Here is a 22064-nt window from a genome sequence, read left to right as displayed (position 1 = left end):
AGGAGCGATGGGGGAGCGCTGCGGCTGACGCAGCGCGATCGGTCAGTGTTCGTCGTAGGGACGGATCGAGTCGGGCACGATCTTCGCGCCGTGCTGCGAGATCAGCCGCTGCACATCAGGATCGCCCATGAAGCTGGCTTCGGCCGACGCCTGGCGCGCGTCGCGGGCGCGCTCGTTGCGCTGGTGCAGGGATTCGGCGCGCGCACCGTCGACGAAGCGGATCTGCGGCGGGGCGCCCAGGGCCGGGGCCAGTGCCTCGGCGACGAGGTTGACCAGTGCAGTGCTGCGCAGGTGTTCGTCATTGGCCGACAGCGAAAGGCTGAGCACGCCCTCCGCGTAGCCGACGAAGCCGGCGTGCTCGGCCAGCATCAGGGCCGGGCCGCGCAGGTTCGAGGCTGCCACCAGCGCGTGCCACGCGTCCGGATCCGCGATGGCGGCGACGTGCTGGGTGGGCGCCATCGGCCGTGCCGGTGCCGGTGGCGCGACCGGAGCTACCGGTGCGGCGGACTCGCGCGACACCGGTTCCACCTTCCACGGCGGAGTGTCGTCGATGGCCGCCGGGGGCGGACGCCGGGGTTCGGCGCGCGGCGTCTCGCGCACGACCGGTTCGGGTCGTGGCGACTGCGCGAAGGGATTGGGCGCCGGTGCGGGACGCGTCGGCGCCGCATCGGCCAGCGGATTCGGCGGCGGCACGCGTGGTGCGGCCGCGGACGGCGCGGCGGTCGCGACGTTGCGCTGCGCGCTCTCGCGTGCGCCCGGCGATGACGCCGTCGGCGCACGTGCGCCCTCACCTTCCGCCGGACGGAACGCCAGCATGCGCAGCAGGCTCATCTCGAAACCCGCGCGCGGACTGGGCGCCAGGGGCAGGTCGCGGCGGCCGTTCAGCGCCATCTGGTACCAGAGCTGCACCACTTCCGGACGCAGGCTCGTGGCCAGCGAATCCAGGTTTACCCCGTCGGCCTCGACCTGCGCTTCCGGCACCAGCTGGCGCACCTGCACGCGATGCAGGGCATCGCTGAAGGCGTCCAGCACGCTGGCCCAGTCCGGCGAGAACTCCGCCAGCGTCGCGACCTCGCCCAGCAGGCGTTCGCCGTCGCCTTCGGCCAGGGCCGACAGCAGCGCGCCCACGCGGGTACGATCGACCGTGCCAAGCATCGCCGCGACACCCGCATCGGCCAGCACGCCACCCGAACCATCCGTCCCGGCACTCGCACCGGTATAGGCGATGGCCTGGTCAAGCAGCGACAGACCGTCACGCAGACTGCCGTCGGCCGCCTTGGCCAGCTGGCGGATCGCACCGGGCTCGGCCGGAATGCCCTCGGCCTGCAGGATGCGCGTCATCTGGCCGTTGATCTGCTGCTCGTCCAGGCGCTTGAGGTTGAACTGCAGGCAGCGCGACAGCACGGTCACCGGCAACTTCTGCGGGTCGGTGGTGGCCAGCAGGAACTTCACGTGCCCCGGAGGCTCTTCCAGCGTCTTCAGCAGCGCGTTGAAGGCCGACTTGGACAGCATGTGCACCTCGTCGATGAGGTACACCTTCACCCGGCCGCGGCTGGGCATGTACTGCGCGTTGTCGATCACCTCGCGCACATCGTCCACGCCGGTGTTGCTGGCCGCGTCGATCTCCAGCAGGTCGATGAAGCGGCCGGAGTCGATGTCGCGGCAGGCGGCGCATTCGCCACACGGCTCGGCCGAGGTGCCGCGCTCGCAATTGAGCGACTTGGCGAAGATGCGGGCGATGGTGGTCTTGCCGACTCCACGCGTGCCGGTGAACAGGAATGCATGGTGAACGCGGCCCGAATCGAGCGCGTTGGTCAGCGCGCGGACCACGTGCTCCTGCCCGACCAGTTCGGCGAAGCGCTTCGGACGCCACTTACGGGCGAGGACGAGGTAGGACATGCCTTCATTCTGCCATGCCCCATCGCGCCGGCTGCGACGGAAGCGCCGAGCTTGTCCGCGGACGGGCCGGCAGCTAGAATTCGCGATCCCTGGGGCAGACCGGACGCGGGCAGGACGCCGCATTCAGGCCGCACGAAGTACCAGGAATGGAGAGGTGTCCGAGTGGTTGAAGGAGCACGCCTGGAAAGTGTGTAAGCGTCTAAACCGCGCTTCGGGGGTTCGAATCCCCCTCTCTCCGCCAGTTACCCGAAGCCCCGCCGCGAGGCGGGGCTTTTGATGAAAGTCTCTATGGTGGCCCCGTCGGCCCCTCGCGACGCTAGATCGAAAACCCCGCCAGGGCCGGAAGGCAGCAACGGTATCGATTGACGCGGGCGCCGAGGTCAGCCGGCGGGGTCATCGCCCGTTTTGGGCAACGCCCGAAACGGCCCACGATTTGCTGCGCAAACCGCGGGTCCCGCTATGTACTTCCGATCCCCGCGCTGCCGCGCACCCCTTACCAAGGGGCTGTTGCTCCAGTGGTGCGCTGCGATCTGACCCGCGCCTCCTTTCTTCCGCGCCCCTCCATCGTCATCCCGGCGAAGGCCGGGATCCAGGCTGTCGCGATCAGCCGAAGGAAGCGCCGTCATTCCAGCGAAAGCTGGAATCCATCTTGATCCTGCGGCAGGTGCGACCTGTTCGCACCTCTTACCGTCATTCCGGCGAAAGCCGGGATCAAGGCTGTCGCGCGCCCCTTACCAGGGGGGCTAACTCCGAGTGCCATGCCTGCGACCGGGCACCAGCGCTGGCCACTGCTTTTTGCCCGTCATTCCCGCGAAGGCGGGAATCCAACCTGCGGCCGTCGCAGCTCTTGGCAAAGCTCCGAAGCAAATCGTTTTGCAGTTACGCGACGTCCATGGATTCCCGCCTTCGCGGGAATGACGGCTAACAGCGCGGCGACCTGCGTCAGCAGTCGCGCGCCCTACTCCACGATCCCCAACGCGTCCGGTTCGCGGCCGGTCTTCCAGTGGTCGATCACCTTCCATTGCGTGGTATCGATCACCGCGATCTCGTCGCCGCCGCTGATGGCGGCGTACACGCGCGGTCGCTTCGGATCGGCAATGACGCCGATCGGCAACGCGGCGCGACCCAGCATGGTGTCGCGGTACTGCGCATCCGGTCTCGACAACGCCACCGTATGCGCGACCTGCTTGCTGTCCGTATCGATCACTGACAGCGTCGCGGCGCGCGCGTTGGTGGCCAGCGCGTATCGGCCATCGGCGGTGAAGGCCACGCGGATCGGAAAACCCGGGCTCGCGATCGTGTGCCGGATCGCCAGCGTCGCCGGATCGTGCACCGTCACCGTGCCGGCCTCGCGGTTGCTCACCCACACCTCACCGGTGGCCGGATGCACGGCAACGCCTTCCGCGCCCGCGCCCGCGGCGACTTCATGCGTCCTGGTGCGGGTGCCCAGATCCACGCGACTGACCGTGCCCGCATCGATCTTCGTGACGAACGCGACATCGCCGTTCTTCGCCAGCGCGACCATGTGCCCGCGCCCCTCGCCCAGGTCGATCGCGTGTTTCACGCGCCCCGCCGCGACGTCCACCAGCAGCAACTTGCGCGAACCTTCGGTGGTTACCACCGCGCGCTTGTAACCCGGCAACAGGCGCATGCCGTGCGGCTTGGTGTTCTCGCCCAGATCAACCATGCGCGTGCGGCCGGACTTGAGATCGATCGCCGTGATGGAGTTTCCCGGCGTGGACGAACCGTAGTTGCTGACCAGCGCGAAACGGTTGTCCGGACTGACGACGATCTCGTGCGGGCCCTTCCCGGTCGCGAACTCGCGCGATCGGGCACCGTCCTTCGTCGATAGCTGCCACACCGTATCGGCCGACTTGTTGCCGACCAGCAGGTCGGTCGCGGAAGCGGGCTGCGAGAACGCCAGCGCGGATGCGACGGAAAGCGAAAGCACGACGGAACGGATCATCGTCAGCTCCTCGATCGGATCAGGATTGCGGGTCGGGATGCAGCCAGCCGGCGTCGCCTTCGGCGTAGCGCTCGTGCTTCCAGATCGGCACGCGCTGCTTCACCTCGTCGATGATGTAACGGCATGCGGCGAAGGCAGCGTCACGATGCGCCGCGCTTACGCCCACCCATACCGCCAGCTCGCCGATGGCCAGGTCGCCGATGCGATGCACGCAGCGAACATCGAGCACGTCGAACTTCGACATGGCCTCAGCCAGCACCTTATCGCCTTCGGCTTCGGCCAGCGCTACGTAGGCCTCGTACCGCAGCCCCAGGACATCGCGGCCCTCGTTGTGGTTGCGTACCCAGCCTTCGAAGCTGGCGTAGCCGCCGACGCGGTCGTCGAGCAACTCGGCGCGCAGGTGTGCGGTGTCGATGGGGGTGTCGGCGAGCGCGAATCGGTTCATGCGGTGGATTGTGGCATTGGAAGCGGGGTGTGGCGTTGAGGCGCGTTGAAGTGGGCTGATCGCACGCGGCCTCTCCTTCCCCCTTGTGGGAGAAGGTGCCGCAGGGCGGAAGAAGGGCGCAGCGGGCGCTGTGCTGGGCACTTGCGAAGGCGCGAGCCAGTGGCTGCCTGGTAACACTGCGGATGGTGCACTTCGGCCGTCCTTGGCGTCACGTATCGGCTCCAGGGAGCCCGGCCCGGCCATCCATGGCCGGGCGTTCGCGGATGCGCGAGCCAGTGGCTGGCTGGTAACACTGCGGATGGTGCAACTGCGGCCGTCCCTGGCGTCACGTACCGGCTTCGGAGAGCCCGGCCCGGCCATCCATGGCTGGGCGTTCGCGGATGCGCGAGCCAGTGGCTGTTCTCATGCATTTCGGATGGCGTGTTACGGCCATCCTGGCGTCACGTATCGGCTCCGGAAAGCCCGGCCCGGCCATCCGTGGCCGGGCGTTCGCGGATGCGCGAGCCTGTGGGCTCTCTCTCACCGCTTCGTGTGGCATGTCGCAGCCGTCCCTGGCGGCACGCACCGGCTTCGGAACGCCCGGCCCGGCCATCCGTGGCCGGGCGTTCGCGTGCGCAGCCGATGCGAATAACGCATCGGCTGAACGCGCACGCTCACCCACCGCTCACCGGGGGGATGAAGGCCACTTCGCTGCCATCGACCAGCGGATCGTCCCAGCGCGCGAAGGCACCATCCACCGCTACGCGCAGGCGCTCGACCGGCAATGCGAAGCCATGACGCTCCCGCAGGTGCGTGTACAGGGCGCGCAGGTCGCCGTCGGCCTCGACGGTTTCACCTTCGACCCGCGCGGTGTCGCGGAGGCTGGCGAAATACAGCACGTTGACGCGGGTCATCGGCCCACTCCGAAATCACGGCGGCCACCCTGCTTTCCGAGCAGCTTCGCCGGGCCGAGCACAATACGATGGGACAGCGCCTTGCACATGTCGTACACGGTCAGCGCGGCAACGGTGGCGCCGGTCAGCGCTTCCATCTCCACCCCGGTGCGATGCGTGGTCTTAACCGCGCATTCGATGGACAGCGTCGCATCGCCGTCCCAATCGATGACGATGCGGCAGCCATCGATGGGGAGTGGATGGCAGAACGGAATCAGCTCGTGCGTGCGCTTCACCGCCATGGTGCCGGCGATGATCGCGGTTTCCACGATGCCGCCCTTCGCGCTCTTGAGTCCGGACTCGCGCAACTGGCGCGCGACGTCGGCCGGGAAGCGCACACGGCAGGCGGCGACCGCCTGACGCTGCGTCACCGCCTTGTCGGAGACGTCGACCATGGCCGGACGGCCCTTGGCATCCAGGTGGGTCAGAGTTTTGGCTGGCTTTTTCATGGAGTCATTCTGTCGGACGGACGGTTCGTCCGGATGGACGTTGCAGGGCGGGCTCTACCAAGCGATCGAATCGACGCTCAGCCGCCGACCAGGAACATCTCGACATGCCGCCGCGAAGCGCTCATCGCGCCGCGTACCTCGCTGTAACGATCACGGCGGCGCATCCACAGCGCCGCCACGTGTTCCCGCAGCGCGGCTTCGCCCTGCGACAGCGTGGGGCGCAGATCGTGGCCGTCGGAGGCGAACAGGCATGTGTACAGGCGCCCGTCGGCCGAAACACGGGCCCGATGGCAATCGCCGCAGAACGGCTCGCTCACGGAGCTGACGAAGCCCACCTCGCCCGCTCCGTCGGTGAACGCGTAACGCGAAGCGACTTCGCCGCGGTAATTGGCGCCCAACGGGCGCAGTGGCCAGCGCCCGGCGATGCGATCACGCAATTCCGCCGACGGCACGACACGCTCGCGCACCCATCCATTGCATGTGCCCACGTCCATGTACTCGATGAAGCGCATCACATGACCGGTGCCGCGGAATCGTTCGACCAGCGGAAGCACCTGGTCCTCGTTGAGCCCGCGCTCCACCACGCAGTTGAGCTTGATCGAACCGAACCCGGCTGCCTGCGCGGCCTCGATGCCCGCCAGCACGGTGGCGATCTCGCCACGGCCACCGGACATCTGCCGGAAGCGATCCGGATCCAGCGCATCCAGGCTCACGGTGAGCCGCCCAAGTCCGGCCTCGCGCAACGCGCGTGCCTGCGGCGCGAGCAGCGAGCCGTTGGTGGTCAACGCGATGTCTTCGATGCCCTCGATCCGCGCCAGCCGTTCGATCAGACGCGGCAGGCCCTTGCGCAGCAGCGGCTCGCCACCGGTGAGGCGCAGCTTGCTCACGCCCAACTGGACGAAGCCACGCACCAGCGTTTCGATCTCGTCGAACGACAGTCGCGTCGCCGAATCGAATCCGTAATCGTCGGGCACGCGATCGGCCGGCATGCAGTACGGGCAGCGGAAATTGCAGGCCTCGATCACCGACAGGCGCAGGTCGTGCAGCGACCGCCCGCGCAGGTCCAGCGGCCGCGGCGAAATCAGGGTGCTCGCGGCGGGGGCGTTCATGCGACTTCGATCTGCCGGAGCGACGGCTCGCGCAGTGGCACCACCTGGCCCGGGTGCGCGACGCGGTAGCCGCGAGCCGTGAGGATCTTGCCTTCCTCGCGGTTGCCGTAGTGGTACAGCAGGCAGCGGTCGAGCAGCCCGGACGGATATTCGCGTTCCAAGTCCTCGATGCCGCTGTGCGAAGGATTGCCGTGCAGGGCGCAGTCGTGCGCGATCAGCTCGCCGGCATCGGCAAAGCGCGCCAGCATCTCCGGGATCGGCCGGGTGTCGCCGGTCCACACCATGCTGCCGTGCAGGCGCAGGCCGTAGGCGGTTTCAGGCCAATGGTGGCGCGTGGGGAACACCTCCATCCGCACGCCGTCATGCCAGAACGCATCAGCGACCGGGATCACCTGGAAGGCGTCCCAGAAGTTCACGCCGCCCTCGGCCAGCGCGTTGGGATAGTCGCCCACGCGCTGGTGCAGCAGCGGCACCACCGGTGCCGGCACGTACACCCGCACCTTGCCGCGGCGGGTATCGTCAAAATACGTCGAAACGAACAGCCGCTCGAAGCCGGCCACGTGATCCAGGTGCGTGTGCGTGATGAACAGCGCCTGCGGTGTCACGCCATAGTGGGCCACGTACGCGGTGAGTCCCTCGCCGCCGCAGTCGATGGTCAGCCACGGGGCGCCATCGCGCTCGATGGTCGCCATCGCCGACCCGAGTTCGACCGCGGATGCATTGCCCACGCCGTGCAGACGCAATTGCCACGCCATCGTCAGTAGCCTCGTTCCCAGGCCCGATCGTACGCCAGGCGAAGGCGGGCGAAATCACGCTCCACATCCGTCACCGGCCGCGTTCCACGCAGCTTCAGCAGCGAGCGCTTCAGGCGCGCCAGATTGCGCTCCCGCCAGCCGGTGGCCGGGATTCGGATGCGGCCACGGTCCAGGTCGATGATCCAGCCGCGGCCGGTGGTGGTGAACAGCAGGTTATGCGCGTTGAGATCGGCGTGATCCAGCCCCGCGCGATGGGCGCGTGCGACCAGCCGCCCGGCCTCTTCCCACGGTGCGCCATCGCCCGCCACGGCAGCGCGGTCGGCAAGCGAGCGCACATCGTCGAGTCGTTCGAGCAGGATCGCGGCGCGGTAGAACGCACCATCGCGCCGGTAACACGCGGCGATGGGGCGCGGCACCGGGACGCCGCGCTCGGCCACCGCACGGGTCAGACGGAATTCGGCGAAGCTGCGCGTGCTGGCCGCCCCATGCCACCAGTAGCGGTCGCGGCTCACGCGTGCGGCCAGGCCGCCGCGCAGATAACGCCGCAGCAGGGCGGGACCGAATGGCGCATCGATGAACCATGCGCCGCCACGTCCACCGCTTTCCACGGGGCGTGCGCGCTGCTGCCAAAAGGACGGCACGAACCATTCCGGGCTTGCTTGCCGCACCCGGTTACGGTCGAACAGAATGGCGCCAAAGCCGCTGTCGTCGCGGAACGGCGTCAACTCCTCGGCAGCATCGAACCCCGTCATCCGCCGGAGTCTAGCAATTCACGTGACCGCTGCATCCGCCCAAGCGCCCTCCGCGCCTGTCTCCATCTGTCTGTTGCGCCTGTCGGCATTGGGCGACGTGACCCACGTCGTGCCGCTGGTCCACACGTTGCAGACCGCCTGGCCGCGGGCACGGCTGACCTGGGTCATCGGCAAGGGCGAGCACCGCCTGCTGGCCGGCCTGTCCGGCGTGGACTTTGTCGAATACGACAAGAAGACCCGCCTGGCCGGCATGCGCGCATTGCGTTCCGAGCTGAAAAAACGGCTGGGCAGTGCGCCCCGGTTCGACGTTCTGCTGCAGATGCAGGTCGCCGCGCGCGCGAACCTGCTGTCGGGCTTCATCCCGGCGCGGCGCCGCATCGGCTACGACCGCTCGCGCTCGAAGGACCTGCACGGGCTCTTCATCAACGATCGCATTCCCGACCGGCCGGGCATCCACGTGCTCGACGCGATCGGCAGCTTCTGCGAACCCTTGGGCCTGCACCAGAACAACGTCCGCTGGGACTTGCCGGTGCCGGACGAGGCACGCGAGTGGGCTCGCGCCCAATGGCCGCAGGACGGTGTGCCCACGCTGCTGATCTCGCCCTGCTCCAGCCACGTGCTGCGCAACTGGCGCAGCGAACGCATGGCCGCCGTGGCCGATCACGCCGCCGAACGCGGCTGGCGCGTGGTCCTGTGCGGTGGCCGCAGCGAGCTGGAACGCCATACCAGTGACGCCATCCTCGCGGCGATGCGGCATCCCGCACTCGACCTGGTCGGCAAGGACACGCTCAAGCAATTGCCGGCACTACTGGAACGCGGGCACCTGCTCATGACGCCCGATTCGGGCCCGATGCACATCGCCAACGCCATGGGCACCAAGGTCCTGGGCCTGCACGCGGCCAGCAACCCGGCGCGCAGCGGCCCGTACAGCGATCGGCGCTACTGCGTCGATCGCTACGACGATGCGGCGCGCAAGTACCTGGGCAAGTCCGCGTCCGAACTGCGCTGGGGCACTAAGATCGAACACGAAGGCGTCATGGACCTGATCACGGTGGACGACGCGATTGCCGCGTTCGAGCGCTATTGCGCCGACCATCTCGCCACGGGCATGACGGAGGAACGCTGATGGCCGCCTGGTTCACAGTCGTCGCACCGCTGCTGCCGGAGCTGATCCGCGCGGCGCGCCCCATGTTCACCCGCAGCCGCGAACCCTCGCAGATCCCGCAGCAGATCCGTGAACTGCAGGACGCCGTGGACCACAACGACCAGGCCATCAAGACCCTGGCAGCGGAAATGGATCAGACGCTGGCCGCGCTCAAGCAGGGCTCGGCGCAGCTGGAAAACACGCTGCAGGAACTGCGCCGGCAGCATTTTGACCAGGAGCGGCGCCTCCGGCGTCTGGAATGGATCGCCGGCGCATCCGGAACCGTCGCGGTGCTGGCGTTCGCAGTAGCTGCGTACGCCCTCGCTCGTTGAGCGGCGACCCGACGGTCTCACGTCAGCGCGGCTGCGCGATGTCTCCACTCACCTGAAGCCGGCGCCAGATCGACAACTGCGAGCGCTGACGCCGGCGTTCGCGGTACACCGCGGCGATCAGCGTGGCCAGCAAGCCTGCACCGATTTGCGCGGAGCCTAGGTGAAGCCCTGTGGCGCCCCACCTTCCCAGGCAAGACGTGTCCCAGCGATGTCTCAGGGCGCCGCGCCGGTCTTGTAGTCCTGGTAGGACTTCTCTTCGACGTAGGCCGAGCCCAGCGCCAGGTTGATGTCTTTCTTGATCCGTGCGCGCTCGTCGTTCTCGAAGTACACGCTGCGGGCCAAGCGGATGAACTCTTCGTCGAAGGCCTGCGCCTTCTCCTTGATGCGGATGTCGTCCTCGATCACCCACAGGCGCTCGTTGACGGCCTTGAGCTCGGCCCGCAGCCGCGCGATGTCGTTGCCGGCGGCGGGGTGAGCCATCCAGGTCTGTTCCAGCGCGGACAGCTCGTTGCGGACGTTGGCCAGCTTGGCTGGATCGCTCATGCGCTCGGACTTGATCTGCAGGATCGCGATCTTGTCGAGCAGCTCGCCAAAGGACACCGGGACCAGGATTTCGGACATGACGTCGCCGTTCATTCAGGGGGCTACAGTGTAGCCGGCCGGCGGGATGGCTTGCCGCAGGGCGGCGGCGCCCGTAGAATTACCGGCTCACTGCACCCGGAGAGGTGGCAGAGTGGTTGAATGTACCTGACTCGAAATCAGGCGTACGTTTATAGCGTACCGAGGGTTCGAATCCCTCCCTCTCCGCCAGACAAAAAGAAACGCCCCCGCAAGGGGGCGTTTCTTTTTGTCTGGTGAAGTGGCGAGGACCTAGTGAGAACCCTCCGGTTCGACAAAACGGCAGGAGGCCGATTTGGACAGCCGAAAGCTGCCTGGAGGCGCGAGCGCCGGTAGGCGAGCGCCATGGATGGCGCGAGTCCATCCCTCCATCTCCGCAGGCGGCAAGCGCGAGAGGATGCGAAGCGGACCGTTTCGCCCGCGCGCCCTCCACACACGCCCAATGCCGCATAAACGCATCCTTGCCTAGCGGCCGCTGCCCGCCGATCATTCCGTTACCGCCTGAAAGACCGACGAGCGACCGGCACCATCGACGCATGATCGAATTCGGACACCTGACGCACGTCGGCCTGCGCCGCGAACTCAACGAAGACACCTATTACGGTGACGGCGAGCTGGGGTTGTGGCTGGTGGCCGACGGCATGGGCGGGCACGAGTATGGCGAAGTCGCCAGTGCACTCGCGCGCGAGACCATCGTGCGCGAGATCCGCGACGGTACGCCGCTGGCGCAGGCCATCCGCATCGCCGACGAAGAGATCATCCGCACGTCCAAGCGTCGCAACGATGCCCTGCCGATGGGCACCACCGTGGTGGCGGCCCGCATCGTCGGCAACCGCTTCGAGGTGGCCTGGGTCGGCGACAGCCGCGTGTACCTGTGGCGCGATGGCCACCTGGCCCAGCTCTCGCAGGACCACAGCTACGTGCAGGAGCTGATCGCCAATGGCGCGATCACACAGGAGCAGGCGCGCAGCCACCCGCATCGCAACGTCGTGACCCAGGCACTGGGCGTGACGGATCCGCGCCTTCTCAACGTGGAAACCATGACGGGCGAGCTGAAGCCCGGCATGCAGCTGCTGCTGTGCAGCGACGGCCTGACCGAGGAAGTGGACGATCGCGGCATCGCGCGCGTGCTGTCGCAGTCGGACTGCAGTGCGCAGGAATGCGTCGATACGCTGGTCGCCGCGGCACTGGACGGCGGCGGTTCCGACAATGTCACCGTGATCCTGGTGCGCAACCACTGACGCAGGCGCGTCGGGCTGCGGACATCAACTGCCTGCGTCAGGCGATTTCCAGCGCTTCCGCTTCTCCGGCCTCGATCACCGCGAAGCGGTCCCACACCGCCTGGCCGGCCTTCTTGCGCAACTTCTCGAGCCGCGCCTCGTGCGCGGCCAGTTCTTCCACGCTGATTTGCACGCGCGGGCGGGCGGCGTTGGGATCGGTGCGGAACTGCACGATCTCCGCGGCGGAAGCCGCCGCGTCCATCGCGAAGCCGATCTCCTCCTGGCCGGACGTCAGCGCCAGGTACACCTCGGCCAGGATCTGGGCGTCGAGCAGCGCGCCGTGCAACTGGCGGTGCGAGTTGTCCACGCCGAGCCGCTTGCACAGCGCGTCCAATGAATTGCGCTGGCCAGGGAAGCGCTGCCGCGCGAGCAGCAACGTGTCCTCGACCGTGCAGCGATCGGCAATGGAGCCGTACTGCGGCCCGAGCAGGCGCAGCTCGTTGTTGAGGAACCCCAGGTCGAACGCGGCGTTGTGGATGATCAGCTCGGCGCCGCTGATGAATTCCAGGAACTCGTCCGCGATGGCCGCGAATTCCGGCTTGTCCGCCAGGAACTCCAGCGTCAGCCCGGTAACCTCCTGCGCGCCCTGCTCGAAATCGCAATCCGGCTTGAGATAGACGTGGAAGGTGCGGCCGCTCGGACGGCGCTCGATGTATTCCACGCAGCCGATTTCGACGACGCGGTTGCCGCGTTCCCAGCTCAGGCCGGTGGTTTCGGTGTCCAGGATGATCTGCCGCATCAGGCTCATTCTCACACGTTCGCGCAAAGGATATCCGTCAGGACAGCGACGACGATGCCGCCGCGCGCAGGATCTGCGCCTGGCTGCGTGCCAGTACGTCCACGCGCTCGTTGTCCGGGTCGCCGGAATGCCCCTTCACCCACTTCCACTCGATGCTGTGGCGCTGCGCGGCGGCATGCAGGCGCTCCCACAGGTCGCGGTTCTTCACCGGTTCGCCAGCGGCGGTCTTCCAGCCGCGCCGTGCCCAGTTGTTGATCCACTCGGTGATGCCCTGCCGCACGTATTGCGAGTCGGTATGCAGTACGACCTGGCACGGCTCGCTCAGCGCTTCAAGCGCCATGATCGCGGCCATCAATTCCATGCGATTGTTGGTCGTCATGCTCTCGCCGCCGGACAGCTCGCGCTCGCGGCCGCGGTAGCGAAGCAGCGCGGCCCATCCGCCCGGACCGGGATTTCCCAGGCAGGCGCCGTCGGTGTGGACTTCGATCTGTTTGCGGGCCGCAGTGGCGGATGAAGCGGACGTCGTGGCGGCTGGATTCATTCGTCCATTATCGCCGCGTCGCGTCGCACCAGGTGGGATCGCGGGCTTCCTGTCTGCCAGCGCAGGTTGCGCAACGGCTTGGGCGGGATGAGTGCGTGCACGCGCTTGTTGACCGTGAGCGCGATGCCCGCGCGCAGCCGGTCCGCCGCGCCGACGCCAATTTCGCCGTGCGCCACGCGCCAGTGCGGCCCGAGCCATTGCAGACTCACCGTATCCACCGCGAAACCAGTGCGGCGCAACGCCGCCTGCCAGCCGCCCGGGTCATGCGCGCGCAGGCCCGTTCGGGCCCAGCGCGCGCGGTACGGACTCCAGGGATTCAGCGCCGCGAGCCACAGCGTGCCGCCGGGCATGAGCACGCGACCGCACTCGTCCAGCACGTCATCAATCGCGAAGCCGTCGTCCAGCGCATGCTGCAACAGGATCGCGCCGACCGACTCGCTGGCGAACGGCAGTGGCAACGCACACCGCACGGCGCCTTCGAAGCCTCCGCGATGCCGGCGCAACAGCACGCCGCGTCCACCGGGAATGTCCGGCGGGGCGGCACCCGGGGCGCCCAGCCAAAGCCAGGGTGCCGCGGGACACGACGCCAGGACGCGCGCCATCGCGGTCTCTTCCACCGCCAGCACGCCCTGCCCCGCCTCGCTGCCGAACCAGGCGAGCGGGGCGGCGGTGGTCTCGGGTTGACGGGCGGACGACGGGGCGGGCATGGTCGGGCCGGTTCGCAGTGCAGGCCCCGATTGTGCGTCACGGCCATGCCTGCCCGCCAAGCCTCTGGAGAACCCCGTGCGCCTGGAACCCCTGCCCGCACTTACCGACAACTACATCTGGGCCCTGGCCGACGACGACGGCGCCCGGGCCATCCTGGTCGACCCCAGCGAGCCCGGCCCGGTCTTCGCCGCCGCCGAGCACGGCCTGCGCCCGGCCGGCGTGTTGCTGACCCACCACCATCACGACCACATAGGCGGCGTCCCGGCGTTGCTGGAACGCTGGCCGAACCTACCGGTCTTCGCCCCGGACGACGACCGGGTGCCGTCAGCCTACCGGCGTGTCCGTGATGGCGAGACCATCGAGCTGGCAGGCTGGCGCTTCGATGTCCTGAGCGTGGCCGGGCACACGCGCAGCCACGTCGCCTACCACGGCCACGGGCTGCTGTTCTGTGGGGACACCCTGTTCAGCCTAGGGTGTGGACGCATGTTCGAGGGCACGCCCGAGCAGATGCACGCCTCGCTGAACCGTCTGGCCGCCCTGCCCCCCGGCACCCGGGTGTGTTGCGGACATGAGTACACGTTGGCAAACGCGGCCTTCGCCCGCGTGGTAGAACCCGCCAACCCGGCGCTGAAGCGCCGCATCGAGGAGGCCCAGGCCATGCGCGAGTCCGATCGACCGACCCTGCCCAGTACCCTGGCCGAAGAGTGCGCGGCCAACCCGTTCCTGCGTGTCGACGAAGCCGGGGTACGCGCCTCGCTGACCCGGCACCTGGGCCGCGCGCCTACCGACAGCACCGACGCATTCGCCGCGCTGCGGCGCTGGAAGGACGGGTTTGCCGCGTGACGGCCGCCCGACGATGGTGCCTGCGCACGGCCGGGCTGTGCCTGGCACTTACCCTCGCCTGCCCCGCACTTGCTCAGCAGCCGGAGGCGAAACCGGACGCAACGGGTGATTCGCAGCCGCTCGGCACGTCGGCTGCGACGACGACGCGCAACGGCCTGGAGATCTATCGCGCTTTCCGCGAGGGCCTGGCCGAGCCCGAATGCGACGCCGATGCCACCTCGCCACGCTGGCGCCAGCATTTCGCGCACGTGCCCAAGCGCCTGGCGGCCAGCGGCGACGACGTGCTGCCGCTGTTCGGTTACGTGGTCGACGCCCTGCGCGAAGCGAGCATTCCGACCGAGTTCGCACTGATCCCCTTCGTCGAAAGCGGCTATCGCCCCGGCGCCCGCAGCGCTGCAGGCCCGGCCGGCCTATGGCAGATGATCTCGGTCACCGCGCGCGACCACGGCGTGCCGATGCGTGCAGGCTACGATGGGCGTCTGTCGCCGGTGGATTCGACACGCGCCGCCGTGCGCTATCTCAAGACGCTGCACGGCATGTTCGCGGGCGACTGGCGCCTGGCGGGCATGGCCTACAACGCCGGCGAATACCGCGTGCTCAACGCGCTCAAGCGCAGCGGCCAGGTCGCCCGCGACGCCAAGCCGGAAAAGCTCGTTGGCCTCTCCGATATCACCACCGCCTACGTGCGGAAACTGCACGCGCTGTCATGCCTGATCGAACAGGCGGACGATCGCGAGGAATGGATGCAGGCGCTCGACCGCGACGTGCCGCGCCTCGAAACGATCGAACTGCCCGACAACGTTCGCAACCTGGACCAGTGGGCGTCGCGCAGCGGACAAGACGCGAAACAGCTGCGCCGCCTCAACCCGGTGTTCGCCGAGGGACGTGTCACCGCCGCGGCCGGTTCCCCGGTGCGATTGCTGGCCGTCGCAGGCGCCGCGCCGACCGTCGCCGATGCCGACGTGACTGCGCAGCCGTCGGCACAGCAGTCGTCCGCGGCGGACAACGCGGTGGTGAGCACATCATCGGCACCACGCCGACACACGGTTGCCCGTGGCGAGAGCCTGTGGACCATCGCGCGCCGCTATCAGGTTGCGACGCGCGATCTTCTGCAGCGCAATGGCCTGGCCAAGTCCGCCGTGCTGAAGCCCGGGCAAACGCTGGTCATCGATGCGCTGGACGCGCCGCCCAGTCCGCCCGCCGCCGCAGCCGGCTCGCCCTGAGCACCCTACGCCGGCGCATCGCCGCACCACCGCGCCGGCCGCGGCTACACTAGAGTCTTTGCTCGGCCGCGAGGCGGCCGCGATCATCAGAAGGGAACGGCCATGGGTTTTCTGCAAGGCAAGCGCGCACTCATCACCGGTATCGCCAGCGATCGCTCGATCGCAAGCGGCATCGCCGAAGCCATGCACCGCGAAGGCGCGCAGCTGGCCTTCACCTACCAGAACGAGAAGCTGAAGACGCGCGTCGAAGCCGCCGCCAAGGAATACGGCAGCGACATCGTGCTGCCGCTGGACGTGAGCGATGACGCGCAGATCGCCGCCTGCTTCGAGCAGCTCGGCCAGCGCTGGACTGACGGCTTCGACATCCTCGTGCACGCCATCGCCTTTGCGCCCCGTGAAGCGATCGCCGGCGAGTTCCTCGACGGCATGACCCGCGAGAACTTCGCCATCGCGCACGACGTGTCCGCTTACTCGCTGTCGGCGCTGGCGAAGGCTGCGCGCCCGCTGATGAAGGGCCGCAACGGCGCCATCGTGACGCTGAGCTACCTTGGCGCCGAGCGCGCGCTGGTGAACTACAACCTCATGGGTGTGGCCAAGGCCAGCCTGGAGGCCTCGGTGCGCTATCTGGCACTGAATCTCGGACCGGAGGGCACCCGCGTCAACGCGATCTCCGCCGGCCCGATCAAGACGCTGGCCGCGGCTGGCATCGCGGGCTTCCGCAAGATTCTGGGCCACGTCGAGGAGAACGCGCCGCTGCGCCGCACCGTCACCATCGAGGACGTCGGCAACGTGGCGGCGTTCCTATGTTCCGACCTCGCCGCGGGCGTCACCGGCGAAGTCACCTACGTCGATGCCGGTTACAACATCCTGGGCATGACCGGAATCGGCAACGAGTAAGACGGAAATCCGCGTCGATCAGGAGTGCGCAGAACTTGGACTGCAGTTTGCCTGGAACTGGGCGCCCTCTGGCTGTGCTGAAGTGAGCGGTCTCCAGCAGGGCCGCAAGCGTCGCCAGCGTTTAGTTACGCGGAAGCATCAACGAAAAAGGCCCGGCGATCGCCGGGCCTTTCTTTTGCCGTTCGAAGCGTCGATCAGAGGTTCTGGTCGATCATAGGTTCTGCTCGACCACCGCGACCTTCACGCGCTTGCGCAGGTCGGCGATCAGCGCCTGCGCGTCGTTGCCGCCGCCGATCTGCGCGATCTGCTGCAGCAGCATCTCGCGCTGCGGTGCCGGCATGGCGGCGACGTCGCCCGGCGAAACCTTGTTCACCGTGAACAGCACGATGCGGCCGTCCGGCATGGTGGCCTGGCCCGCGGCCACCTTGCCCGCGGCAGGCGCCGGCAGCGCGAAGATCGCTTCGGACACCGCAGCATCCGGAATCGGCGCACCGCGCGGCACGCCGGGGATCGTCTGCGGCGGCGGCAGCTGCCGGCTCGTCGCAATCGCATCGAGCGTGGTGCCCTGGCGCACCTGGGCCAGCAGCGCCTCGGCGTCCTTGCGTGCCGCCTTGGCCGCACGGTCGGCGCGGACCGCGGCGATCACCTGCTCGCGCACCTGTGCCAGCGGCTGCGCGCGCTCCGGCTCATGCGCGGTCACGCGAATCACCACGCTGTGGCCCGGCGCGATCTCGATCGGATCGCTGATGGTGCCGTCCTGGATGGCGTCTTCGGAGAACGCCACGCGCTGCACGGCCGGATTGGCCGCGATGCCCTGCGCATTGGCACGCGAGAACGGACCCAGCTTCTGCAGCGGAAGGTTCAGTTCACGCGCGGCGGGCGCGAGCGACGACGGGTTCTTCAGCGTCAGGTCCACCAGGCGGCTGGTGAGCTCGCTGGAGACGCGCTCGCGATCGGCCTCGGCCTGCTCACGCGCGAGTGTCTCGCGGGCCTGCTCGAATGTTTCCTGCGCGCCGGCCTTCACCTCGCGCAACTGGATCACGTGCCAACCGAAGTCGCTCTTCACCGGGTCGCTGACCTGGCCCGCCTGCATCGCGAACAGGGCGTCCTCGAACGGACCGACCATCATGCCCTTGCTGACCCAGCCCAGGTCGCCGCCGCCGGCCTGCGAGCCGGTGTCATCGCTGTTGGCGCGCGCCAAGGCAGCGAAATCCGCCCCCGGAGCCTTGGCCTGCGCGGCTAGGCGAGCCGCCTTCTCCTGCGCCGCCTTCTGGGCAGCCGCATCGGCACCTTCCTCGACGCGGACCAGGATATGCGAAGCCAGACGCTGCTCTGCTTCCACGAAGCGGTTCTTTTCCTGCTCGTAGCGCTGGCGCAGTGTGGCCTCGTCCGCCGCCGCAGGCACCGGCAGCGTTGCGCTGTTGACCTCGACGAATTCGATCGAGACTGTCTCCGGCGCGCGGAACTGCGAAGCGTGGCTGTCGTACCACTGCTGGATCTCGGCCGCGCTGACGGCTGCGGTATCGGCGGCGGGCGCTGGCAGCATGAGCAGGCTCACGTCGCGCGTCTCGCCCATCAGCCGGACGAGGCGATCCATCTCCGCGGAGGTAACGAAGTTACTGGTGCCCACGCCCATTGCCAGCATCGAACGCTGCAGGTCCTCGCGCACGGTCTGCTCGAACTGCCGCTCGCTCTGCGGCGGCACCAGCGAGGCCAGCGCCAGCTTGTAGCGCTCGTAGTTGAACTTGCCGTCGACCTGGAAGCCCGGCACTTCCTGGATCGTCTTGCGCACCATCGCATCGCTCACCACCAGACCATGGCGCTGCGCGGCAATCTGCTGCACGCGCGCATCGATCAGGGTGTCGAGGATGGCGCGCTTATTGTCGACGCTCTCGAACGCGCGCGCGTCGAACGCTTCGCCCTGCTGCGCGCGCTGACGCTGGCGCTCCTGTTCGAAGCGGCTGCGGAATTCTTCGACAGTCACGGTCTCGTGTTGCCAGAACACGGACACCGGCCACCACGACGGCGCGGAGGGCCACCACTTCGGCGGAGCGTCGATCCGCGCGACCGAACTGTCGGTGCGCTGGCCGAGGTACTGCTCGATGCCGACGAAGGCGAAGGGGATGATCAACAGACCCAGGATCACCGTGGCGATCCAGCCGGAGGTCTTTTCGCGGAGTTTCTGCAGCATGTCCAGGTCGCGTGAAAGCGGTCAGCCGTGCAGTGTAGGGCCGGTCTCGACCGGGGTCGAGGGCCGGCGCGCCGCGGATCGGAAATCGCCTGCCGGAAAAGAAAAAGCCCACGCATGCGTGGGCTTTTGAAAGTGGCGGAGTGGACGGGACTCGAACCCGCGACCTCCGGCGTGACAGGCCAGCATTCTAACCGACTGAACTACCACTCCGCGCTTTGAACCTTGGCCACCGGGCGCCTGTCGCTGCATTTCCGGTGCCTTCATTAATTATAAACAAAGGCGCCGTTTCCGGCGCCTTTGACGAAACTGGCGGAGTGGACGGGACTCGAACCCGCGACCTCCGGCGTGACAGGCCAGCATTCTAACCGACTGAACTACCACTCCGCATGCTTCAAAAACCGTACTTCCAAACTCTTCAATCAACCCGCGGGGCGCTTGATGGTGGGTGCTGAGGGTTTCGAACCCCCGACCCTCTCCTTGTAAGGGAGACGCTCTACCGCTGAGCTAAGCACCCGATTTCAGCGTCTGCCGGTCTCCCGGCGGGCTGAGCCGACTGCGACGTCGGCGGCGAGTTGATTAGTTTACGGCATCCTTCAGCGCCTTGCCAGCCTTGAAGGCCGGATTCTTCGAGGCCTTGATCTTGATCGTTTCACCGGTCTTCGGGTTACGACCCTGGCGAGCGGCGCGCTTGCGGACCTGGAAGGTGCCGAAGCCGACCAGCGTCACCGCGTCGCCCTTCTTGAGCGCCTTGGTGACGACGCTGATCATCGCGTCGACGGCGTTCGCGGCGTCGGTCTTGGACAGCTCGGCAGCTTCGGCCACGGCGCCGACAAACTCAGCCTTGTTCATTCGTATTGACTCCCTGTGCGGATGAAACCGCATGTTCGGAAAATGCGGTATGTAATCGAAGGCAATCCCCCGATCGACCTTGCCGCGCAGCCATTGCGTTGCACAATGCACTGCGCGGCCCGCAATCGTTATACCAGCGGCATATAGGTGCCGCAAGCCTGAAAGCTAGCTGTGGCGCGGCTTCCAGCGGTATTGGACGCACATGGGAACAGCGATGCGGATCAGTGTTTGACGTCCGTTTGCGTGACCGGTTTGGCGCCTTCGCGCACCGGTACATCACCCGCGCCCGATGACGCCGGAGCCGGCGCAGGAGCACGTTCGAGCGCGACACCGAGCACTTCGTCGATCCACTTCACCGGGATGATCTTGAGCCCTTCGGTGACCGACTTCGGCAGGTCCGCCAGATCCTTGCGGTTCTCCTCGGGAATGATCACGGTGCGGATTCCACCGCGCAGGGCCGCAAGCAGTTTTTCCTTCAGGCCGCCGATGGGCAGCACGCGACCGCGCAGCGTGATCTCGCCGGTCATCGCGACGTCTGCCTTCACCGGGTTGCGCGTCAGCATCGACACCAGTGCAGTCGCCATCGCGATGCCGGCACTGGGGCCGTCCTTCGGCGTGGCGCCTTCCGGAACGTGCACGTGCACGTCGTGCTTCTGCAGGAAGTCCAGGTCGATGCCGAGCTGCTCGGTGCGCGCACGCACGACCGACAGCGCCGCCGACGCCGATTCCTTCATGACGTCGCCCAACTGGCCGGTAAGCAGCAGTTGTCCCTTGCCCGGAACGAGCGTCGATTCGATCTGCAGCAGGTCGCCGCCGACTTCCGTCCACGCAAGACCCGTGACCAGCCCGATCTCGTTCTGCTCCTCGGCGCGCCCATAGTCGAAACGGCGCACGCCCAGGTACTTGTCGAGGTTCTTCGAGGTGACGTTGATCGGGCCTTTGCGCGCAGCCTTCTTCGACGAACCCGCCAGCGCGATCTCCTTCACCACCTTGCGGCAGATCTTGGCGACCTCGCGCTCGAGGCTGCGCACGCCGGATTCGCGCGTGTAGTAACGCACGATGTCACGCACCGCCCCCTCGGCGACCTTCAGCTCTTCCGGCTTCAGGCCGTTGGCCTTGATCTGCTTGGGCAGCAGGTAGCGCATCGCGATGTTGAGCTTCTCTTCCTCGGTGTAACCCGGAATGCGGATCACTTCCATGCGGTCCAGCAGCGGACCCGGAATGTTCAGCGAGTTGGAGGTCGCCACGAACATCACTTCGGAAAGGTCGAGGTCGACTTCCAGATAGTGGTCGTTGAAGGCGTGGTTCTGCTCCGGATCCAGCACTTCCAGCAGCGCCGAGGACGGGTCGCCGCGGAAGTCCATCGACATCTTGTCGATCTCGTCCAGCATGAACAGCGCATTGCGGCTGCCCACCTTGTTGAGGTTCTGCACGATGCGGCCTGGCATCGAGCCCACATAGGTACGGCGATGTCCGCGGATCTCGGCCTCGTCGCGCACGCCGCCCAGCGCCATGCGGACGAACTTGCGGTTGGTGGCACGCGCCACCGACTGGCCCAGCGAGGTCTTGCCGACTCCGGGCGGCCCGACCAGGCACAGGATCGGCGCCTTGACCTTGTCGACGCGCTGTTGCACGGCGAGGTATTCCAGGATCCGTTCCTTGACCTTCTCCAGACCGTAGTGGTCTTCGTCCAGCACGCGCTCGGCGTTGGCCAGGTCGTTATTGACCTTGCTCTTCTTGCGCCACGGCAGGTTGACCAGCGTGTCGATGTAGTTGCGCACGACCGTCGCCTCGGCCGACATCGGCGACATCAGCTTGAGCTTCTTGAACTCGGCCTCGGCCTTCTTCTTGGCCTCCTTCGGCATGCGGGCGGCCTTGATGCGCTTGTCGAGCTCCTCGAGATCGGCGCCCTCTTCGCCTTCGCCCAGTTCCTTCTGGATGGCCTTGACTTGCTCGTTCAGGTAGTACTCGCGCTGGCTCTTCTCCATCTGCCGCTTGACGCGACCCCGGATGCGCTTCTCGACTTGAAGAATATCGACTTCATGTTCGAGGAGGTCGAGCAACTTCTCGAGCCGCTTGCCCACTTCGGACAGGTCCAGCACGGACTGCTTCGCGTCAAGCTTGAGCGGCAGATGCGCGGCGATGGTGTCGGCGAGGCGGCCCGCGTCGTCGATGCCCGCGATGGAGGTCAGGATCTCCGGCGGGATCTTCTTGTTCAGCTTGACGTACTGGTCGAACTGCTGCGTCACGGCGCGGCGCAGCGCTTCGACTTCGGGCTGATCGTCCGCCTCGGGCGGGATCGGCATGACTTCGGCGGTGAAATGCTCTTCGCCGTCTTCGATGCTGCGCGTGGTGGCGCGCTGCAGGCCTTCGACCAGCACCTTCACCGTGC

Annotated in this window: 21 protein-coding genes, 5 tRNA genes and 1 other RNA gene; 9 read left to right on the top strand and 18 right to left on the bottom strand. The window is 67.4% G+C overall.

Going from position 1 to position 22064, the window contains the following annotated elements; all coding sequences use genetic code 11:
* Positions 1 to 42: 42 nt before the first annotated feature.
* Positions 43 to 1899: a DNA polymerase III subunit gamma/tau gene (gene dnaX / locus VFE83_RS00720; RefSeq protein ID WP_324902944.1), complete on the bottom strand. Its 1857-nt coding sequence runs from the start codon at positions 1897 to 1899 to the stop codon at positions 43 to 45.
* Between the two features lie 148 nt (positions 1900 to 2047).
* Here dnaX and VFE83_RS00715 point away from each other — a divergent pair.
* Both VFE83_RS00715 and ffs read left to right on the top strand, forming a co-directional pair.
* A tRNA-Ser gene (locus tag VFE83_RS00715) sits at positions 2048 to 2140 on the top strand.
* A gap of 56 nt (positions 2141 to 2196) precedes the next feature.
* Positions 2197 to 2293: signal recognition particle sRNA small type (ffs, locus tag VFE83_RS00710), an RNA gene on the top strand.
* A 564-nt stretch (positions 2294 to 2857) separates the two neighbouring features.
* Here ffs and VFE83_RS00705 read toward each other — a convergent pair.
* The 7 genes from VFE83_RS00705 to VFE83_RS00675 all read right to left on the bottom strand — a co-directional run bounded on the left by VFE83_RS00705 (position 2858) and on the right by VFE83_RS00675 (position 8307).
* The gene (locus VFE83_RS00705) at positions 2858 to 3865 is read right to left on the bottom strand and encodes a gluconolaconase (RefSeq protein ID WP_324902943.1); all 1008 of its coding nucleotides are present in this window, start codon (positions 3863 to 3865) and stop codon (positions 2858 to 2860) included.
* Between the two features lie 19 nt (positions 3866 to 3884).
* Positions 3885 to 4310, bottom strand: a complete 426-nt coding sequence (locus VFE83_RS00700) for a molybdenum cofactor biosynthesis protein MoaE (RefSeq protein WP_324902942.1) — start codon at positions 4308 to 4310, stop codon at positions 3885 to 3887.
* Between the two features lie 653 nt (positions 4311 to 4963).
* Positions 4964 to 5203 (bottom strand): MoaD/ThiS family protein, encoded by a 240-nt coding sequence (locus tag VFE83_RS00695; protein ID WP_324902941.1) that lies wholly within the window; start codon positions 5201 to 5203, stop codon positions 4964 to 4966.
* Positions 5200 to 5691, bottom strand: a complete 492-nt coding sequence (moaC, locus tag VFE83_RS00690) for a cyclic pyranopterin monophosphate synthase MoaC (RefSeq protein WP_324902940.1) — start codon at positions 5689 to 5691, stop codon at positions 5200 to 5202. Before moaC ends, VFE83_RS00695 begins: the two co-directional genes overlap by 4 nt.
* A 77-nt stretch (positions 5692 to 5768) precedes the next feature.
* Positions 5769 to 6800, bottom strand: coding sequence for a GTP 3',8-cyclase MoaA (gene moaA / locus VFE83_RS00685; protein ID WP_324902939.1), 1032 nt, complete (start codon positions 6798 to 6800; stop codon positions 5769 to 5771).
* Positions 6797 to 7555, bottom strand: coding sequence for an MBL fold metallo-hydrolase (locus tag VFE83_RS00680; protein ID WP_324902938.1), 759 nt, complete (start codon positions 7553 to 7555; stop codon positions 6797 to 6799). Before VFE83_RS00680 ends, moaA begins: the two co-directional genes overlap by 4 nt.
* Before the next feature lie 2 nt (positions 7556 to 7557).
* Positions 7558 to 8307 (bottom strand): 3-deoxy-D-manno-octulosonic acid kinase, encoded by a 750-nt coding sequence (locus tag VFE83_RS00675; protein ID WP_324902937.1) that lies wholly within the window; start codon positions 8305 to 8307, stop codon positions 7558 to 7560.
* Between the two features lie 22 nt (positions 8308 to 8329).
* On the opposite strand from VFE83_RS00675, the gene VFE83_RS00670 reads away from it, so the two are divergent.
* Together VFE83_RS00670 and VFE83_RS00665 are read left to right on the top strand one after the other, a co-directional pair.
* Positions 8330 to 9433, top strand: coding sequence for a glycosyltransferase family 9 protein (locus VFE83_RS00670; RefSeq protein ID WP_324902936.1), 1104 nt, complete (start codon positions 8330 to 8332; stop codon positions 9431 to 9433).
* Positions 9433 to 9783: a hypothetical protein gene (locus tag VFE83_RS00665; RefSeq protein WP_324902935.1), complete on the top strand. Its 351-nt coding sequence runs from the start codon at positions 9433 to 9435 to the stop codon at positions 9781 to 9783. Before VFE83_RS00670 ends, VFE83_RS00665 begins: the two co-directional genes overlap by 1 nt.
* A gap of 213 nt (positions 9784 to 9996) precedes the next feature.
* Here the strand turns inward: VFE83_RS00665 and VFE83_RS00660 are convergent, their stop codons facing one another.
* A complete protein-coding gene (locus tag VFE83_RS00660) occupies positions 9997 to 10404 on the bottom strand; it encodes a DUF6165 family protein (protein ID WP_324902934.1) in 408 nt (135 codons plus the stop codon).
* 98 nt (positions 10405 to 10502) lie between these two features.
* Between VFE83_RS00660 and VFE83_RS00655 the strand changes: the two genes are divergently transcribed.
* Positions 10503 to 10593, top strand: a tRNA-Ser gene (locus VFE83_RS00655).
* Positions 10594 to 10937: 344 nt separating this feature from the next.
* Positions 10938 to 11642, top strand: coding sequence for a PP2C family serine/threonine-protein phosphatase (locus tag VFE83_RS00650; RefSeq protein ID WP_324902933.1), 705 nt, complete (start codon positions 10938 to 10940; stop codon positions 11640 to 11642).
* Positions 11643 to 11679: 37 nt separating this feature from the next.
* Here the strand turns inward: VFE83_RS00650 and dnaQ are convergent, their stop codons facing one another.
* Genes dnaQ through VFE83_RS00635 form a run of 3 tightly spaced genes read right to left on the bottom strand, consistent with a single transcriptional unit; the run spans position 11680 to position 13668 of the window.
* Positions 11680 to 12420, bottom strand: coding sequence for a DNA polymerase III subunit epsilon (gene dnaQ, locus VFE83_RS00645; protein ID WP_324902932.1), 741 nt, complete (start codon positions 12418 to 12420; stop codon positions 11680 to 11682).
* A gap of 37 nt (positions 12421 to 12457) precedes the next feature.
* Positions 12458 to 12961, bottom strand: coding sequence for a ribonuclease HI (rnhA, locus tag VFE83_RS00640; RefSeq protein WP_324902931.1), 504 nt, complete (start codon positions 12959 to 12961; stop codon positions 12458 to 12460).
* Positions 12958 to 13668 (bottom strand): hypothetical protein, encoded by a 711-nt coding sequence (locus VFE83_RS00635; RefSeq protein ID WP_324902930.1) that lies wholly within the window; start codon positions 13666 to 13668, stop codon positions 12958 to 12960. Before VFE83_RS00635 ends, rnhA begins: the two co-directional genes overlap by 4 nt.
* Before the next feature lie 76 nt (positions 13669 to 13744).
* On the opposite strand from VFE83_RS00635, the gene gloB reads away from it, so the two are divergent.
* The 3 genes from gloB to VFE83_RS00620 all read left to right on the top strand — a co-directional run bounded on the left by gloB (position 13745) and on the right by VFE83_RS00620 (position 16632).
* Positions 13745 to 14512: a hydroxyacylglutathione hydrolase gene (gene gloB, locus VFE83_RS00630; protein WP_324902929.1), complete on the top strand. Its 768-nt coding sequence runs from the start codon at positions 13745 to 13747 to the stop codon at positions 14510 to 14512.
* 20 nt (positions 14513 to 14532) lie between these two features.
* Complete coding sequence (locus VFE83_RS00625) at positions 14533 to 15735, top strand: lytic transglycosylase domain-containing protein (protein ID WP_414674665.1); 1203 nt, start codon at positions 14533 to 14535, stop codon at positions 15733 to 15735.
* Between the two features lie 102 nt (positions 15736 to 15837).
* Positions 15838 to 16632 (top strand): enoyl-ACP reductase, encoded by a 795-nt coding sequence (locus tag VFE83_RS00620; RefSeq protein ID WP_324902927.1) that lies wholly within the window; start codon positions 15838 to 15840, stop codon positions 16630 to 16632.
* A gap of 211 nt (positions 16633 to 16843) precedes the next feature.
* Here VFE83_RS00620 and VFE83_RS00615 read toward each other — a convergent pair whose 3' ends face one another.
* The 6 genes from VFE83_RS00615 to lon all read right to left on the bottom strand — a co-directional run.
* Positions 16844 to 18823 carry a peptidylprolyl isomerase gene (locus VFE83_RS00615; protein WP_324902926.1) on the bottom strand — a complete coding sequence of 660 codons (1980 nt, stop codon included), beginning with the start codon at positions 18821 to 18823 and terminating at the stop codon, positions 16844 to 16846.
* A gap of 133 nt (positions 18824 to 18956) precedes the next feature.
* Positions 18957 to 19033: transfer RNA gene (locus VFE83_RS00610), tRNA-Asp, on the bottom strand.
* Between the two features lie 97 nt (positions 19034 to 19130).
* Positions 19131 to 19207, bottom strand: a tRNA-Asp gene (locus tag VFE83_RS00605).
* A 55-nt stretch (positions 19208 to 19262) separates the two neighbouring features.
* A tRNA-Val gene (locus tag VFE83_RS00600) sits at positions 19263 to 19337 on the bottom strand.
* A 62-nt stretch (positions 19338 to 19399) separates the two neighbouring features.
* Positions 19400 to 19672 (bottom strand): HU family DNA-binding protein, encoded by a 273-nt coding sequence (locus VFE83_RS00595; RefSeq protein ID WP_324902925.1) that lies wholly within the window; start codon positions 19670 to 19672, stop codon positions 19400 to 19402.
* A 221-nt stretch (positions 19673 to 19893) separates the two neighbouring features.
* The coding region (lon, locus tag VFE83_RS00590) for an endopeptidase La (RefSeq protein WP_414674664.1) at positions 19894 to 22064 on the bottom strand (2171 nt) is incomplete at its 5' end.

The organism is Lysobacter sp. (genome assembly GCF_035655815.1).
In the GTDB taxonomy this organism is placed as follows: domain Bacteria; phylum Pseudomonadota; class Gammaproteobacteria; order Xanthomonadales; family Xanthomonadaceae; genus Lysobacter_J.
The sequence above is the reverse complement of the archived record's forward strand: the minus strand, read 5'-3'. Positions and strand labels throughout refer to the sequence as shown.